At 67.0% G+C, this 16770-nt stretch carries 17 protein-coding genes; 7 read left to right on the top strand and 10 right to left on the bottom strand.

What is annotated here, in order from left to right; genetic code table 11:
- The first annotated feature begins 12 nt into the window (after positions 1 to 12).
- From ACFQ0E_RS07020 to trhA, 3 genes are all read left to right on the top strand, one after another.
- Complete coding sequence (locus tag ACFQ0E_RS07020; protein WP_386822980.1) at positions 13 to 255, top strand: hypothetical protein; 243 nt, start codon at positions 13 to 15, stop codon at positions 253 to 255.
- 125 nt (positions 256 to 380) lie between these two features.
- Entirely contained in the window at positions 381 to 869 is a 489-nt protein-coding gene (locus tag ACFQ0E_RS07015) for a hypothetical protein (RefSeq protein ID WP_386822978.1), read from the top strand.
- A 70-nt stretch (positions 870 to 939) separates the two neighbouring features.
- Positions 940 to 1599 (top strand): PAQR family membrane homeostasis protein TrhA, encoded by a 660-nt coding sequence (trhA, locus tag ACFQ0E_RS07010; RefSeq protein WP_386822977.1) that lies wholly within the window; start codon positions 940 to 942, stop codon positions 1597 to 1599.
- 13 nt (positions 1600 to 1612) lie between these two features.
- Here the strand turns inward: trhA and ACFQ0E_RS07005 are convergent, their stop codons facing one another.
- The 6 genes from ACFQ0E_RS07005 to mtgA all read right to left on the bottom strand — a co-directional run bounded on the left by ACFQ0E_RS07005 (position 1613) and on the right by mtgA (position 5658).
- Complete coding sequence (locus ACFQ0E_RS07005) at positions 1613 to 2071, bottom strand: BLUF domain-containing protein (protein ID WP_386822975.1); 459 nt, start codon at positions 2069 to 2071, stop codon at positions 1613 to 1615.
- 144 nt (positions 2072 to 2215) lie between these two features.
- Entirely contained in the window at positions 2216 to 2947 is a 732-nt protein-coding gene (locus ACFQ0E_RS07000; protein ID WP_386822974.1) for a Crp/Fnr family transcriptional regulator, read from the bottom strand.
- A 217-nt stretch (positions 2948 to 3164) separates the two neighbouring features.
- On the bottom strand, positions 3165 to 3428 hold the full coding sequence (locus ACFQ0E_RS06995) for a hypothetical protein (protein ID WP_386822973.1): 264 nt from the start codon (positions 3426 to 3428) through the stop codon (positions 3165 to 3167).
- A 7-nt stretch (positions 3429 to 3435) separates the two neighbouring features.
- Positions 3436 to 3864 (bottom strand): CBS domain-containing protein, encoded by a 429-nt coding sequence (locus tag ACFQ0E_RS06990; RefSeq protein ID WP_386822971.1) that lies wholly within the window; start codon positions 3862 to 3864, stop codon positions 3436 to 3438.
- Positions 3803 to 4861: a glycosyltransferase family 2 protein gene (locus ACFQ0E_RS06985; protein WP_386822969.1), complete on the bottom strand. Its 1059-nt coding sequence runs from the start codon at positions 4859 to 4861 to the stop codon at positions 3803 to 3805. Before ACFQ0E_RS06985 ends, ACFQ0E_RS06990 begins: the two co-directional genes overlap by 62 nt.
- A 41-nt stretch (positions 4862 to 4902) precedes the next feature.
- Positions 4903 to 5658: a monofunctional biosynthetic peptidoglycan transglycosylase gene (gene mtgA / locus ACFQ0E_RS06980; RefSeq protein WP_386822967.1), complete on the bottom strand. Its 756-nt coding sequence runs from the start codon at positions 5656 to 5658 to the stop codon at positions 4903 to 4905.
- A 93-nt stretch (positions 5659 to 5751) separates the two neighbouring features.
- Between mtgA and hslO the strand changes: the two genes are divergently transcribed.
- The 4 genes from hslO to ACFQ0E_RS06960 all read left to right on the top strand — a co-directional run bounded on the left by hslO (position 5752) and on the right by ACFQ0E_RS06960 (position 11499).
- Positions 5752 to 6654: an Hsp33 family molecular chaperone HslO gene (hslO, locus tag ACFQ0E_RS06975; protein WP_386822966.1), complete on the top strand. Its 903-nt coding sequence runs from the start codon at positions 5752 to 5754 to the stop codon at positions 6652 to 6654.
- A gap of 134 nt (positions 6655 to 6788) precedes the next feature.
- Complete coding sequence (locus tag ACFQ0E_RS06970; RefSeq protein ID WP_386822964.1) at positions 6789 to 7634, top strand: XOO1806 family protein; 846 nt, start codon at positions 6789 to 6791, stop codon at positions 7632 to 7634.
- A gap of 181 nt (positions 7635 to 7815) precedes the next feature.
- Entirely contained in the window at positions 7816 to 10704 is a 2889-nt protein-coding gene (locus ACFQ0E_RS06965) for a TonB-dependent receptor plug domain-containing protein (RefSeq protein WP_386822963.1), read from the top strand.
- A gap of 123 nt (positions 10705 to 10827) precedes the next feature.
- Positions 10828 to 11499: a TIGR02466 family protein gene (locus tag ACFQ0E_RS06960; RefSeq protein WP_386822961.1), complete on the top strand. Its 672-nt coding sequence runs from the start codon at positions 10828 to 10830 to the stop codon at positions 11497 to 11499.
- Positions 11500 to 11514: 15 nt separating this feature from the next.
- On the opposite strand, the gene ACFQ0E_RS06955 is transcribed toward ACFQ0E_RS06960, so the two are convergent.
- From ACFQ0E_RS06955 to ACFQ0E_RS06940, 4 genes are read right to left on the bottom strand one after another with little or no spacing between them, the layout of a single operon-like run.
- Positions 11515 to 13071, bottom strand: a complete 1557-nt coding sequence (locus ACFQ0E_RS06955; protein WP_386822960.1) for a tetratricopeptide repeat-containing sulfotransferase family protein — start codon at positions 13069 to 13071, stop codon at positions 11515 to 11517.
- 34 nt (positions 13072 to 13105) lie between these two features.
- Complete coding sequence (locus tag ACFQ0E_RS06950) at positions 13106 to 14119, bottom strand: hypothetical protein (RefSeq protein ID WP_386822959.1); 1014 nt, start codon at positions 14117 to 14119, stop codon at positions 13106 to 13108.
- Positions 14120 to 14141: 22 nt separating this feature from the next.
- Entirely contained in the window at positions 14142 to 15953 is a 1812-nt protein-coding gene (locus ACFQ0E_RS06945; protein ID WP_386822957.1) for a phosphoenolpyruvate carboxykinase (GTP), read from the bottom strand.
- A gap of 13 nt (positions 15954 to 15966) precedes the next feature.
- Positions 15967 to 16584, bottom strand: a complete 618-nt coding sequence (locus ACFQ0E_RS06940; RefSeq protein ID WP_386822955.1) for a TetR/AcrR family transcriptional regulator — start codon at positions 16582 to 16584, stop codon at positions 15967 to 15969.
- Positions 16585 to 16770 lie beyond the last annotated feature (186 nt).

Raw genomic sequence — 16770 nt, 5'->3', positions numbered from 1 at the left:
GGGGAGACGCACATGTATTGGCTTGCATCGCTCGTCACGCTGGCCGGGGTCATCTGGATCACCGTCAATGCCTTCAGGAAGGATGGCCCTCTGCACGGCATCTTCTGCTTCATCTGCGGCATCTACACCCTCTACTACGGCATCAAGAACTTCGCCGAGAACAAGATTCCACTGATCATGGTCATCGTCGGCGTGATCGCCAGCATCCTCCTGCGTCCCGACATGTCGGCGCTGCAGGCTGCGGCAGGCGGCTGACCTTCGCGGGAAGACGTCGAGGCATCGGAACATCCGGCGAACCCGGATGTTTCCTTGCCCCGGCAGCGACCGCAACGCAGGAAACACGCAGCAACGCCTTCCCCCGGACCACACGACCAGGATCGATGCTCGACACACTCCGCAAGTGGTGGCACTACCTGCACGGCAAGCGCAGCGAAGTCGCGCACATGGACTACAAGGACGCCTACATGGGCAAGGTCGTCCTCGACATCCACCGCAAGCGTCGCGACAAGCGCGTGACCCGCGTGCCGCTGGCGAAGCTCGAACCGATCCACCGCATCGACCGCGAGAACGCGCTCGCCGCCACACGGCAGCGCGCCGACGCCCTGCGCGCGCACCGCGACGCGCTGATCGCGACGAAGGTACTCGACGGCGACGCGCTGCAGGCGATCATCCCCTCGGTGTCGCAGATCAAGGTGGTGCGCGACGGCGAGCGCTGGCTCGCTTTCGAGGGCAACGGACGGCTGTACGCGATGCGCGAGGTGTTCGTGCCGGAAGACGGCATGCAGGTCGAGGTCGAGGAATACCTGTTCGACGACGACCGCAGCATCCGTCGCCGGCTCAACCGCGTGCGCCGGCTCAACCGGCTGTGACCCGCGCCATGTCCACGCACGATGCAGCGTTTGGAGTCTTTGCACTCGCCAGACCGGAGAAGGTAACCGGATGAGCCTCACCGACGACGACGACCACGTCCTCACCCTGCGCGAGGAAATCGCCAGCGCGCTCACCCACGGGCTCGGCGCCGCCGCAGCCCTCGCCGGCGGCGCTGTCCTGATCACCCTCGCCGCGCTGTTCGGCGATGCCTGGCAGCTCAGCGCGGCGATCGTGTTCGGCATCACCCTCCTGCTGCTCTACGTCGCGTCGACGCTGTACCACGCGATCCAGCACCCGGTGATGAAAGGCCGCCTCAAGGTCTTCGACCACTGCGCGATCTACCTGCTGATCGCCGGCACCTACACGCCCTTCACCCTCATCGGCCTGCGCGGCCCGCTCGGCTGGACGCTGTTCGGCACGATCTGGGCGCTGGCGGTGTTCGGCGTGATCTTCAAGCTGCACTACACCGGCCGCTTCAAGCTGATCTCCACCGGCGTCTACATCGCGATGGGCTGGCTGATCATCCTCGCCGCGAAACCGGTGATGCGCGCGCTGGACCCGTGGACCTTCGGCTGGCTGCTCGGCGGCGGCGTCGCCTATACCCTCGGCACGGTCTTCTACCACCGGCCGAAGATGCCGTTCTCGCATGCGGTCTGGCACATGTTCGTCATCGCCGGCAGCGTCTGCCACTACATCGCGGTGATGGCGCAGGTGCTGTCGGGGCGCTGACGCGCCCATCGGCTCAGCCGGTGCGCTTGGCCTCGCCCAGCTCCGGCCGTTCGGCGATCCAGCGACTCCAGTACGACATCGCCAGGGCCAAGCCCTCTGAGCGGCGCAGCTGTGTGCGGGTGATCGGCATGGCATCGACCCATTGCGCCGTCGCCACGGCCTCGAATTCGTCGGCCGCCGGTTCGCAGAAGCCCATGTACCAGTCGGAGAAGGCGCGCTCCTCGATCGGCGCGTCCATCAGGATCCGGATCGAGTGATGCATCGGCGATCGCAGGATTCGGTCGTGCACGCGCGCCACGGCATCCTCCGGGCCCTCGAAATACTGGAAGAACCGCCCGGCGTGATGGAACAGCACGCCGCTCACGCCGACCTCGCGATTGAAGTCGCGCGCACGGATCAGCATCGCGTGCAGTTCATCGGTGGACATCGGGAAACCGGTGCTGAGATAGACGATGCCGTGCAACTGCGTCATGCGGCGTCTGCCGGGAGACGCGACGGAAGGACATTCATGGCAGGACCTGTCGCGGCTCGATCGGGTTGCGCAGCGTAACCGGATCGCGCAGCACGCGCATTCAGCACGCTTAATGCGGCTGCACGATGTTTGTGGGCCAGCGGTTCAGCTGGCGGGAAACCACGAAGTGTCGATGCGGAAGTGGCGATCCTCGAAATCGACCTCCCGCTTCATCCCGGGCTCGTCGAGCAATTCGATGTTCCGGCCGCGACGGCGGATCGCGCCGGACGCTTCCAGCTGCGACAGCGCGCGGCTGACGTAGACGTTGCTCAGGCCCACCGCGTCGCCGATCACCGCCTGGGTCAGCGGCAACTCGAAGCGCGCACCGAGATCGCGCCGGGTCACGCGCAGTCGCGAGACGACTTCGAGCAGGAAATGCGCCACCCGCTCGCGCGCGCCCATGCGCCCGATCACGCGGATGCGATCGGCCAGCACCGCGTGCTCGACCATGCCGATGCTGAAGAGCAGCGCAGCCAGGCGCGGCGCGCGCTCGAACACCTGGTCCAGCGCCTGCTTGGGGAACGGGCACAGCACGCCCCCGGTGGCGCTGGTCAGCGCCGCGCCGGTCCGCGCGAACGGAATCTCCGGCAGGCCGACGATGTCGCCGGGATAGTGGAGGTGCAGCACCTGGCGACGGCCATCCGGCAGCAGCACGTGGTCGTAGAACCAGCCCGCCCGCACCACGTACATGTGCTCCACCGTGCTGCCCGCCTCGCGCACCTGCGCGCCCGCCGACACCGGCTCCTCCGCCTCCTCCAGCCGCGCCAGCAACGCCTTGTCCGGCTCGGACAGGCGCAGGTGGTAACCGATCTTCTCGACAAGGCAACTGCTGCTCATGGCATCCCCTTTTCGCGCGACAGCATAAAGCGGGCGATGGAGGGCGAATAGTCGGTGTGCGGAGGCGGCGGAGGCGTAGGCCGGAACCGCCGAAGGAGATTCCGCCTGACTGACGATGGTCGGCGGCATTCACGTGTCCACGGAGCGCGGCGGCATCCGCTTCGCGGGTACCTCCCTACGACCTACTGACACTGAGGAAATCAGCTCTCAACGAATGTCACGCCTGAGCATTTGGCCAGACACGCTGCAAACCAAATTGAAGGAGATGTTCATCCGTATGGTCATAGTGAGCACCGCCTTCCCAAACATATGTAGCTGTCACCAAAACACTATCGTTTGAAACGATTTCGATGTCTCGCACGCCGGCGATCTGACTCAAGGCATTTAGAGCCTCAGCTGCAAATTCATCAGAATCGAAAAAAGCTGCTGTATTCAACGAATCAGCGGCTACTCTTTCCATAACGATCGTATGTTTGACCATAGCCCCATCACCCCGCGATATACCGCTGCAGCGAATCCAGCTCCACCCGCTGGTCCTCGATCACCGCCTTCACCAGGTCGCCGATCGACACCACGCCGACCACGTCGTCGCCGTCGAGCACGGGCAGGTGGCGAATGCGATGCTCGGTCATCACCTGCATGCAGCGGTCGGAGGTGTCGGCGGGCGTGGCGGTGAAGACGCGCGCGGTCATGATGTCGCGCACCGGCGTGTCGGCGGACGACCGTCCCTGCAGCACGACCTTCCGTGCGTAATCGCGCTCGGAGAGGATGCCGACCAGTCGCGGCCCATCCATCACCAGCACCGCGCCAATGTGCGCATCGGCCATCAGGCGGATGGCGTCGAGGACGGGGGCTTCAGGCCGGATCGCGTGGATCGCCGGGCTCTTGGCGTCCAGCAGCTGACGGACGGTACGCATGCGGGCGTTCTCCTCCAGGGGCGATGCCTCCAGAGGATACTCCCGCCGCAGGCCGCCAGCGATCCACCAGGTAAAGCGGGCGCTGCTTGGATTCCTCGTACAGCCGGCCGAGGTACTCGCCGATCATGCCCAGCGCCATCAGCTGCACGCCGCCCAGCAGCAGGATCACGGTCATCATCGTCGGCCAGCCCGCCACCGGGTCGCCCCAGAGCATCGCCTTGACCACGACCCACAGCGCGTAGACGAACGCCAGCAGCGCGGTCAGCACGCCGACGTAGGTCGCCACCCGCAGCGGCGCGGTCGAAAAGCTGGTCACGCCCTCCAGCGCGAAGTTCCACAGCTTCCACGCGTTGAACTTGCTGCGCCCGGCCACGCGGGCCTCGCGCCGGTACGGCACCGAGACCTGGTGGAAGCCGACCCAGCCGAACAGGCCCTTCATGAAGCGATGGCGCTCGCGCAGCAGGCGCAGGGCCTCCAGCGAACGCGGCGACAGCAGGCGGAAATCGCCGGTGTCGGTGGGAATGGGGGTTTTCGACAGCCGCTGCATCAGCCGGTAGAAACCGTGTGCGGTCGCGCGCTTGAACCAGGTCTCGCCCTCGCGCTCGATGCGCGTGCCGTGGACGTCGTCGTAGCCTTCGCGCCACTTCGCCACGAACTGCGGGATCAGCTCCGGCGGATCCTGGCCGTCGGCGTCCAGGATCACCGCAGCGCCGTCGTGCACCTGGTCGAGGCCGGCGGTCAGCGCCGCCTCCTTGCCGAAGTTGCGGCTCAGCCGCAGCAGCGACACCCGCGGGTCGGCGGCCGCCAGGTCGTCCAGCACCGCCCAGGTGCGGTCGCGGCTGCCGTCGTCGACATACAGCACGCCGCCGTCCACGCCCTCGCTCGCCAGCGCGTCCAGCACCGCCACGATCCGGGGATGCAGGGCTGGCAGGGCCTCCGCCTCGTTGTAGGCGGCGACGACGACGGTCAGACGTTCGCAGGATGGGGGAAGAGACATATATATGGAGTCTACGCGGGCCCGGCCCCTGCTCAAGGCGCTCAATCGAACGCCACGTAGCCCGGCCCGCCCAGCGCGCGCATCTGGCGCTGGATAGCCCGGGTCCGGCGCTGGACGTACGGGCCGGGTTTGGCGGCGTTGTACTTGCGCGGATTGGGCAGCACCGCCGCCAGCCGCGCGGCCTCGGCCGGACCCAGCCGCGACGCATCCTTGCCGAAGAACCGGCGCGACGCCGCCTGCGCGCCATAGACACCGTCGCCGTACTCGATCACGTTGACGTACACCTCCATGATCCGCGACTTCGGCCACAGTGCCTCGATCAGCACCGTGTACCAGGCCTCCAGCCCCTTGCGCACCCAGCTGCGGCCGCGCCACAGGAACAGGTTCTTCGCCAGCTGCTGGCTGATCGTGCTGCCGCCGCGCACCTTCCGACCCTTCGCATTGTTCGTGCGCGCCTTTTCGATCGCGGCGAAATCGAAGCCGTTGTGGGTCGGGAAATGCTGGTCCTCTGCCGCGACCAGCGCCAGCGGCAACTGCTTCGAGATCTGCTCGGCATCGCGCCAGTCGTAATACAGGACGAATTCGTCCTCGCCGCCGAAGAACGCCTCGACCTGGCGCTCGGCCATCATCATCGAGAACGGCGGGTCCACGAAGCGCAGCACCAGCACCTGCAGCACCGTGAACGCCACGAACCACACCGGCAGCCAGAGCAGGCGACGCCACCAGCGGCGACGTTTCGGCGGCGCCGCTGCGACGGCCTGCGCCGCCGCCTTTGAATCTGCCTCGTTCAGCCCCATGTTGTGCGGTCTCCCCCGAACCTCGACTCCACCGCACGCGCGGCTCCGGCATTATCCGTGAAGCCGCCGCCCGCATTCACCCCCGGACACGCCATGACCCACGACGCCCCCAACGACCACCTGACCCGATTCCTGCTCGAACAGGCCGGCGTGCGCGGCGTGCACGTGCGGCTCGACGACACCTGGCAGCAGATCCGCAGCCGCGCCGAGTACCCGGCCGCCGTCGCCGATCTGCTCGGCCAGGCCATCGCCGCCTCCGCCCTGTTCACCGGTCACGTCAAGGTCGATGGCCGGCTGTCGATCCAGCTGCGCGGCGACGGCGCCCTGCGCACCCTCTTCGCCGAATGCACCGCCGCCGGCACCCTGCGTGGCATTGCGCGCGTGGAAGAGGGCCGCAACGCCGACGTGCACAGCCTCCAAGCCCTCGGCGACGACGCGCTGCTGGCGATCACCATCGAAAACCCCGGCGCGCGCGGCCAGGACCCGACCCGCTACCAGGGGCTCGTCGGACTCGACGCCGACACCCTGTCCGAAGCGTTCGAAGGCTATTTCCGCCAGTCCGAGCAGCTACCGACCCGGCTCCTGCTCGCCGCCGACGCAGAGCGCGTGGCCGGGCTGATGCTGCAGACCCTGCCCGGCGACGGCGGCGACGAACAGGGCTGGGAACACGCCAGCGCCCTGTTCGAGACCCTCGGCGCGCAGGAGCTGCTCGACACCCCGGCGGACCTGCTGCTGCACCGGCTGTTCCACGAAGACGGCGCGCAGGTGCTCGGCGTCAAGCCGCTGCGCTTCGGCTGCTCCTGCTCGCGCGAACGGGTCTCGGGGATGCTCGAATCCCTCGGCGAGTCCGAAGCCCGGTCGGCGGCCGAAGCCAACGACGGCGCGATCGACGTCCACTGCGAATTCTGCGGACAGGCGTATCGTTTCAACCAGGACGACATCGACGGCCTGTTCTCGCCCCCCGCGACCCATGGCGCACCCGACCGCCTCCAGTGACGCCTGTCACGCCCTTTTCGCCAGATCGCGACAGGCGCACGATTGTTAAAGAACCATAAATCTGATAGCCTGATCGCCTGAATCACGAACGTTCCGGGGAACTCGACCGGCCCTCACCGGTCCGATCCGCCAGCATGCACCTGACCCTCCGCCGACTGCCGCTGCTCCTGACCCTCGCCTTCGGCGTGGTTGCGGGCGCGCATGCCCAGTCGCGCACGGGCAGCGATCGCGTCGAGCTCCCGGTGTGGAACAAGTCAAGCGGCGCCATCGAAGCGGTCGTGGTCCTCGAACCGACCGATCTGGCCAAGTCCCGCACACTGGCCCGCTTCGGCGTCCGCCATCTCGACACCACCTTCGGCCTCAGCGCCGGCGACTCCCTCGGCCTGCTCTGCGACCGCAAGCAGGGCCTGAGTTCGGCCCTGACCAACCTCGCCGACAACTGCGTCCTCGCCTCGATCCCCGCCACCCAGCGCCGCACCGGCGCGGCGGCGATCTTCCAGCGCAACGGCACGCAGGTCGGCATCGGCGGGGGCAGCACCCGGACGACCATGCCCGCCTGGCTGGCCCCGGGCAGCGGCGGCAACGGCCGGATCGACGTCAACGACATCACCATCTTCAGCCAGAAGGCCCTGCCCCGCGAAGGCTACATCTCCATCGCCGGCACGGTCGCCAAGGCCCGCCTCCAGGCGCCGTCAGAGATCCCGGGTTTCAGCAACCGCTGGACAGCCCGCCAGCTCAACCTGGGCGGCGGCGTCGGCAACTTCGGCGTCAACGTCATCGGGGAAGTGGTCGACACCCCCGGCCAGCACCGCTGGAGCAGCATGGGCCTCGGCCTGAGCTGGCGGACCCCCTGGAGCGGCCAGCTCACCGTGGGTGCCGACAACCTGGTGACCCGCGGCAAGAACCCGTTCGCCCCGGCCACCGAGCAGGGCGAGGACGAGGGCGCCGTGCCCTACGTCCGCTACGAACAGGACCTCTAAGCCCGCTCCGAAAGGGCTTGACAGGGGTCCGGGCGAGTCCGACAGACGCGCATTAACAACACTTTAATTTTTCTCCGAGTGGGGCTACTATCGGCCCCGGCCTTGTCCGCGCGCGCGTCCATCCGGCGGCACGGGATCAGGTTCCCATGGGAAACCCAAGACTCACTTGGAGAGAGAAGAAATGACCTTTAAGACCAACAAGCTCCGCAACGCGATCACCCTCGCGATCGCGGGCACCTCCGCCCTCGTCGGCTCCGGCGTCGCGTTCGCCCAGGACAGCGACAAGGGCAGCGAAGAGCTCGACACCATCACCGTCACCGGTTCGCGCATCGTCCGTCGCGCCGAAACCGAAACCCAGCAGCCGATCTTCGAACTCACCCGCGAAGACATCCAGGCCCAGGGCCTGACCTCGGTTGGCGACGTGATCCAGAACATCACGGCCAACGGCTCGGCGCTGAACACCACCAACAACAACGGTGGCAACGGCGAAACCCGCGTCAGCCTGCGTACCCTCGGCTCGAACCGCACCCTCGTGCTGGTCAACGGCCGTCGCTGGGTGGCCGGCACCGGTCTCGGCGGCGCCGTCGACCTGAACACCATCCCGACCGCCGCAGTCGAGCGCATCGAAGTCCTGAAGGACGGCGCCTCGGTCATCTACGGGTCGGACGCCATCGCGGGCGTGGTCAACGTCATCCTGCGCACCGACTACCAGGGCGCCGAATTCAACGCCTACATGGGCGAATTCACCGAAGGCGACGGCACCCGTCAGTCCTACGACCTGACCATCGGCACCTCCGACGATCGCTTCAGCGTGATGTTCGGCATGGGCTACGTGAAGGAAGATCCGGTGATGGCGGGCGACCGCTACATCTCCTCGGAGCCGATCATCGGCACCGGCACCGCGCTGGGCAGCTCCACCACCCCGGGCGGCCGCTTCGCCGTATGTAACGGCACCTTCACGGCCGGCACCTGTTCGGGCACGCAGACCCGTCCGGACGGCAGCGGTGGCCAGTTCACCTACAACCCGGGCACCACCGGCAATGGCTGGCGCAACTTCATCCTGCCGCCGAGCTCGCCGAACGACATCTACAACTTCGCGCCGGACAACTACCTGGTCACGCCGCAGGAGCGCAAGTCGATGTTCGGCCGCGCCACGCTGAACCTGACCGACAACACCCGCGTCTTCATCACCGGTACGTACAACAACCGTCGTTCGGAGCAGCTGCTCGCCGCCATGCCGATCGTGCTCGGCACCGGCCCCGGCGCCGGCGCGATCGCGCGCACGATCTCGATCAGCGCCAACAACATCTACAACCCCTTCGGCCGCGACGTCAGCCACGTCCAGCGCCGTGCCGTGGAAACCGGTGGCCGTTCGTTCAACCAGAACGTCGACACCTTCGGTTTCAATGGCGGCATCGAAGGTTCGTTCGAACTGGGTGACCGTTACTTCACCTGGGACGCCGGCATGGTGTACGGCCGCAACGACCAGAACGACACGACCAATGGTCTGTTCAACCTGCTCGCCCTGCGTCAGGCCCTCGGCCCGTCGATGCTGGTCGGCGGCATCCCGACCTGCGTCACGACCCCCGGCAACGCCGCGACCGCGATCGCCGGCTGCGTCCCGCTGAACCTGCTCGGTGGCCCGGGCTCGATCACCCCGGAAATGCTGGCCTTCTCGAGCTTCGTCGCGCACGACGAGTTCGGCTACAAGATGAAGCAGTACTACGCCAACGTCTCGGGTGAAATCGTCGAACTGCCGGGCGGCATGCTGTCGTTCGCGTTCGGTGTCGAACACCGCACCGAGTCCGGCTTCGACCAGCCCGATGCCCTGATCGCCTCGGGCAACACCACCGGCAACGCCCGCACGCCGACCAAGGGTGGCTACAAGCTCGACGAAGCCTACCTCGAGTTCGCGATTCCGATCCTGCGCGACGTCGTCGGCGCCCAGGAACTGGAACTGAGCATCGCCGGCCGTTACTCGGACTACAGCAACTTCGGTGACACCACCAACGGCAAGTTCGGCGTCAAGTGGCGTCCGATCAAGGACCTGATGTTCCGCGCCAACTGGTCCGAAGGCTTCCGCGCGCCGTCCATCTCCGAGCTGTTCTCGGGCGTGGCCGACTCGTTCCCGACCCTCGCCGATCCCTGCTCGACCACCTTCGGCGGTCGCTACAACCTCCTCACCCCGGCCCAGCAGGCCGTGTGCCATGCGCAGGGCGTGCCGGTGGGTGGCTACGACCAGGGCAACGGTCAGATCCGCGTCTCGGTCGGCGGCAACCCGAACCTCGGCCCGGAAAGCTCGGAAACCGAGACGATCGGCCTGGTGTGGAGCCCCTCGTTCCTCGAAGGCTTCAACGTCTCGCTCGACTGGTGGAAGATCAGCCTGACCGACAGCGTCCTGACCCGCGGCGCTCAGACCATCCTGAACTCCTGCGTCATCGACGGTGACCCGACGCTCTGCAACCTCGCCGGCCTGCAGCGCGCGCCGAGCGGCCAGATCATCAACCTGCTCCAGGTTCCGCAGAACGATCCGGACGTCGAAAGCTTCGTCGAAGGCTGGGACATGACGGTCACGTACAACCTGCCGGAGAACGTGCTGGGCAACTTCAGCTTCGTGCTGGATACGACCTACGTCTCGGAGAACGAGAGCAACGGCGGCCCGGGCAACTACTTCGACCGCAACAACAACTGGCGCGTGCGTTCGAACCTGATGGCCCGCTGGACGAAGGGCGATTGGGGTGCGACCTGGTTCACCCGCTACTTCTCGCGTCAGGAAGAAGACTGCCCGTTCTACTACAACGACTACGGTTTCGGCGAGCTCTGCAACGACGCCATCACCGATTCGGCCGGCATCAACCTGCCGGGTTCGCAGAACAAGATCGGCGGCACCACGTACCACGACGTCAGCGTCTTCTGGAAGGCGCCGTGGAACGGCAAGATCACCGTTGGCGTGAACAACCTGTTCGCCAAGGATCCGCCGATCTCCTTCACCACCTTCGCGAACAGCTTCGATCCGTCCTACGAGATCCCGGGCCGCTTCGTGTACATGCAGTACAACCAGAAGTTCTGATCGGATTCATTCCGATCGGATTTTCCGGTTCGCTTCACAAGGACGGCCCCGCAAGGGGCCGTCTTTTTTTGCGCGCTGATTTCGTGGCTACAATCGTCGAACCCAATCCGACATGAACGTCCCATGAGCGTGCCGCCACCATTCTCCAGCCAGGTCGCCTCGATGTTCGCGGTGCCGGTGTTCCAGGCCCGGCATCCGGATGCTGCGGCGCTCAATGCCGACCTCAAGGCCCTGTTCCTGCTCCGCGAGCACGACAAGACGATCTACGGCAACCCGAACCCATCGCTGAAACAGCAGGATGGGGTGTTCGAGAGCGACTTCACGCTGTTTTCATGGCAGGAGGCCTGCGTGCAGGCGCTGCGCGCGTTCTGCTGGACAGAACTGGGCAAGGCGGTGCAGGAGTTGAACGGCTACGGACCGGAGGAGATGCGGCGGCTGCAGATCTTCTCGCACACCTGGTTCCACGTGACCCGCCAGGGCGGCTTCGTGATCAACCACATCCATCCGATGGCGTCCTGGTCGGGGGTGTACTGCGTCGATCCGGGCGAAACACCAGCGGACAAGCCCGAGTCGGGCGTCCTGCGTTTCCACAACCCGCATTACTACAGCAACATGTTCCTGGATGCCGGCAATGCGCGGCTGCGCGCGCCCTACCACCACGGCAGCTGGAGTTTCCGCCTGCAGCCCGGCCAGTTGGTGCTGTTCCCGTCCTGGGTGCCGCACGAGGTGCTGCCGTTCCACGGCAGCGACGAACGCATCACCGTGGCCTTCAACTGCTGGTTCGGGATGAAGTGAGGCGCAGGCGGATGCTCAACCGGCCAAGCGCTCGCGGAGCGTCGCCAGTTGCGCTTCGTAATGCCACCACACGCCACCACGGTCGCGCAGCACGCCCTGACGGGCAGTGCCCGCGCTGGCGGTCGACACGCGGCCGCCGGGCCGCGCCACGTCGCTGAGGCCTTCGATCCGGCGCAGGCCGCAGTGCTCGAGCACGCGCAGCACCGTTGTCTCCGGCTCGGCCACCAGGTCGTCGTAACGGACGTCGAGCACGCGATCGGGCAGCACCTCGGACCAGTGCGCCATCATCGCGCGGTAGGCGCGGAAGAAGCCGGCCAGCTCTTCCTGCACGTACGAATACGTGGCCACGCCGGCGAACAGCGTGCGCAGGTTGGAGAAGCAGGTGTCCATCGGATCGCGGACCAGATGGATGAAGCGCGCCTGCGGCATGGCGCGCGCGATCATGCCGACGTTCCAGAAGTTCATCGGCAGTTTTTCGGTGAAGAACGGCTTGCCGCGCGACAGCCAGGGCGCGTGCCGGGCGTAATCGCGCGCGATGCCGTCGAAATCGGCACTGGCCAGCGATTTCACCGCCATGGCGTCGAGGCCATTGGGCAGGCTGCGGTCGATCGCCAGCTCCACCTGCGCATCGAAGGCGCGGGTTTCGCCGGCATCGCCCACGTCCGGATGGCCGGCGAGCATGCGCTCGAGCAGGGTGGTGCCGGAACGGTGCATGCCGACGATGAAGATCGGCACGTGCGACTGCTCGATCGCGCTGCCGGCGCGCACGAATGCGGGCGTACAGACGGCGCGCTGGGCGGCGATCAGCTCCGCGACCGGTGCCGGATCGTAGGGCACCTGGCGGCGCTTGGCGGCGCAACCGCGAGCGAGCGCCTCCCAGGCCCCTGCGTAGTCGCCGAGATCGTGCAGTTCCTTGTGGAGGCCGTAGGCGACATAGGCTTCGCCTTCGCTGCCGGGCGGGGCTTCGCCGAGCTGGCGGCGCAGGCGTTCGACATGGTTGCGCTCGGGCGTCTGCCTGCGCACGCTCGCGAGCATCCAGGAGGCCTGGAAGAAGCGCGGGTTCGCGGCGAGCGTCGCTTCGTAGCAGGCTTCGGCAGCATCGCTGTCGCCGTCGAAGAAATGCAGGTTGCCGCGCACGTAGCGCAGCGGCGGCGAGTTCGGATGCTTCGCAAGCGCGGCATCGGCGAGTCGCTGCGCAGCGTCGTTGGCGTTGATCGAGCTGAGCAGGACCACGCTCTTGGCCAGCACGTCGGGCGGCGAGCCATCGAGCAGTTTCGGATCCTGCAGGGTGCGCTCCAGCGCTTCGAATTCGTGGAAATAGCGCAGGCGCTGGCCCAGCGAAAAGACGAGCGCCGGGTGTTCGAGCGGTCTGCCGATGGCGGTGCGGACCACGGCGTGCGATTCACGATGCGCACCACGCCGGGTGAGCACGGTGGACAGGCCGATCACCGATGGCGGGTAGCCCGGGCTGGCCTCCAGCGAGCGGCGATACAGGGCCTCGGCGGCACCGAGGTTCTTCGCGTCGTAGGCGCGTTCGGCCTGCTTCCACAGGTCGTATGCTGCAGCGGTCAAGCGTTCACCTCGTTCAGCGGCACGGTCGCCGCGCTCAGTCGGCGCCGAGCGCCAGGGCCTGCGGCCGGATCATCGGCAGTATTTCACATTCGAACCAGGCACGAGCCTCGGCCAGTTCCCGGGCGAACATCCGCGTGAGCTGCGCGGCCTCGTCCTCGCGCTGGCGCGCGCTGTAGTTCGCCGTGGTCTGCTTGGCGTTGACGCCGGCGACGACTGCGGCACGGGCGCGCAGTGCCGCGACATCCACGGGCAGGCCCCACCAGTCGAGGCATTCGCGGGCGGTGCCGGCCAGGTCGGCGAGCACCTGCGATGCGTCGATGAAACGCAGGCGACCTGACGCGCCCTCGTCGATGTCGACCAGCAGTTCGCGCTGCGCCGCCCATTGCAGCGCCACGGCGGCGAGCAGCGAGGGCGGTTCGATCGCGCGTCCGGCCAGACGATGGCGCAGGCTGCCTGCAGCGACGGCACGCTCGACGAGTGCCGGCACCTTGGCGTGGGTTTCGGGCGTCTTCTTGATGTTCGAGACCAGGAAGTCGTCGAGCGAGGACAGCAGCGCGACCGCGCGACTGCCCGGGGTGGCGGCGAGGAGGTCGGCGGCGATGTTCAGCGCCGCGTGCGTCGGTTTGACCACCACCGCGCCCTCATCGCACCAGGGGCGGAACAGCAGGCGCGTGGTCGGCGCCATCCACTGCGCGACGGCCATGCCGCGATCCCTCGCGTCGGAGAGCCGGCGCAGGACCAGCGGCTCGCGGTAGACCATGCAGGCCGGGGCCGCCTGCAGCGCGCGGGCGAGCAGGGTCGAACAGCAGAACGACGTGTGGAACAACCAGGCCGCGTGAGACGGTATCGGCAATGCAGGCAAGGCCGGCAGCGGCAGCGGAACGGCTGCAGCGAAATCCACGCCGAGCCGGTTGTCCATGAACGCCGGGCCGGTGACGTGCGCCTCGTCGATGCGCAGCATCGCGAAGCGCGGCGTGACCGGATCCAGGTCGACCGGGAACCAGCGCGGGTCGGCGACATCGACGACCGCCTGCGTGGCGGTCGTCATGGATGCGTCTCGACGCGCGTCGTCACGCATCCAGCTGCGCGGCGATGCGCTGCTGTTCGTCGATCAGCGCCTGCGGGATGCGCGGGCCGTACTCTTCGAGATAGTGGCCGATGCTGGCGAACTCGGCGCGCCAGCCGTCGCGGTCGAAGCCGAACAGCTTGTCGCGCGCTTCCTCGCCGAGGCTGACGCCGTCGAGGTTGATGTCCTCCGCGCGCGGCAGTGCGCCGATCGGCGTGTCGACCGCGCCGGCGGTGCCCTTCACGCGCTCGATCATCCACTCCAGCACGCGCAGGTTGTCGCCGAAGCCCGGCCACAGGAACTTGCCGTCGTCGCCCTTGCGGAACCAGTTGACGTGGAAGATCTTGGGCAGCTTCGCGCCAGCCTGGTCGAACGACAGCCAGTGGTTGAAGTAGTCGGCGAAGTTGTAGCCGCAGAACGGCTTCATCGCCATCGGGTCGCGACGCATCACGCCGACCGCGCCGGTAGCGGCGGCGGTGGTTTCCGAGCCCATCGCAGCGCCGACCAGCACGCCGTGGGTCCAGTCGCGGGCTTCGAACACCAGCGGCACCAGCGAGGCGCGGCGACCGCCGAACACAATGGCGCTGATCGGCACGCCCTGGGGATCCTCGGCCATCGGCGAGTACGAGGGGCACTGCTTCGCACTGACGGTGAAGCGGGAGTTCGGATGCGCGGCCGGACGCTTGGCGGCGTCGTAGGGCTCGCCGCGCCAGTCGGTGACCGGCGTACCGCTCTGCAGGCCTTCCCACCAGGGCTGGTTGTCGGCGGTGACGCCGACGTTGGTGAAGATGGTGTTCTTCTGGATGGTCTTGAGCGCGTTCGGGTTCGAATTGATGCTCGTGCCCGGCGCGACGCCGAAGAAGCCGGCTTCCGGGTTGATCGCGTACAGGCGGCCGTCGGCGCCCGGGCGCATCCAGCAAATGTCGTCGCCGACGGTGGTGACCTTCCAGCCGTCCTTGAGGTAACCCTCCGGCGGAATGAGCATGGCCAGGTTGGTCTTGCCGCAGGCCGAGGGGAACGCCGCAGCGATGTAATGCGTTTCGCCCTGCGGGTTCTCCACGCCGAGGATCAGCATATGCTCGGCGAGCCAGCCTTCGCTGCGCGCCTGGTAGGAGGCGATGCGCAGCGCGTGGCACTTCTTGCCGAGCAGCGCATTGCCGCCGTAGCCCGAGCCGTAGGACTTGATCGTCAGCTCTTCGGGGAAGTGCATGATGAAGCGGCGGTTCGGGTCGAGTTCGCCAATCGAATGCAGGCCCTTCACGAAGCTTCCGCCGGCCTCGCCTTCGCGCTCGATGCGCGCCAGCGCGGCGGCGCCCATGCGCGTCATGATCCGCATGTTGGCGACCACGTACGGCGAGTCGGTGATTTCCACGCCGCAGCGGGACAGCGGCGAATCGATCGGGCCCATGCAGTACGGGATCACGTACAGCGTGCGGCCGCGCATGCAGCCTTCGAACAGCGCGTCGATCTGCGCGTGGCCCTCTTCGGGCGCCATCCAGTGGTTGTTCGGGCCGGCGTCGTCGGCGTGGCTGGTGCAGACGAAGGTGAGGTGCTCGACGCGCGCGACGTCATCGGGGTGCGAGCGGTGCAGCCAGCTGTTCGGATGGGTCTCTTCGTTGAGGCGGATCAGCGTGCCGTCGGCTTCCATCTTCGCGACAAGCGCGGCGTTCTCGGCATCGCTGCCGTCGCACCAGTGGATCGCATCGGGCTGGGTGAGGCGTGCGACCTCGGCGACCCAGGCGTTGAGGCCGGCATGGCGGCTGGCTCCCTGTTTGTGGGGATCGGACGCAGTGCTGGCAGCGGCGATGGCATTCATTCGGAGAGGACTCTCAAGGAGGGGAAATCGGTGCGGTCGGCGTCGCGGCCGGCGGAATGAGGGTGTCCATGACGTGTTCGACGTAGGACTCGAACTCGTCGTGCGCCAGGCGCGGGTGGTGCAGCTGCAGGCTCAGCTGCAGGAAACCCACGTAGGCCGCGTAGGCGAGGCGCGCGCGATGCTGCGCGTCGACGCGGGCCAGGCCCGTCTGGCGGAAGGAAGCGGAGAGATAGTCGAGGCGGCGCTGCGACACGCGCTCGATCACGGGGCCCACCGCAGGATGATCCAGCGCCTTGAGCAGTTCGCTGTAGATCTTGTGCGACTTCACTTCGTGCGCGACCACCTGGAACAGCGCGCGCAGGCGCTGGCGCGGATCGGCGACGACTTCGAGCTGGCCGAAGACCGTTTCCTGTTCGACGGCTTCCCAGCGTTCGAGCGCTGCGGAGAGCAGCGCATCGCGCGATGGAAAGTGCCAGTAGAAACTGCCTTTCGTCACGCCGAGCCGGCGTGCGAGCGGTTCCACCGCGACAGCGGCGACGCCCTGCTCTGCGATGAGGTCGAGCGCGGCCTGGGCCCAATCTTCGGCACTGAGGCGCGCGTTGCGTTCGGTCTTGGCGGTGGCTTCGTTCATGACCATATTGTAACCATACGGATCGGTTCGGAAAAGTATCGTTTCGTTATGAGGTGTCCGGTCACAGTCCATCGGACAGAGCGTTTCGAGCCATTGACATTCCAGAATCGCGATATCCATACTTCGGCGTATGGATTGAATGTCGTCCGGACGGGTGCGTGCCCGTCCAGAATGGGCCCGCAAGGG

This window comes from Lysobacter brunescens (assembly GCF_042677005.1).
GTDB lineage: Bacteria > Pseudomonadota > Gammaproteobacteria > Xanthomonadales > Xanthomonadaceae > Lysobacter_I > Lysobacter_I brunescens.
This window is presented reverse-complemented; position numbering and strand designations above follow the sequence as displayed.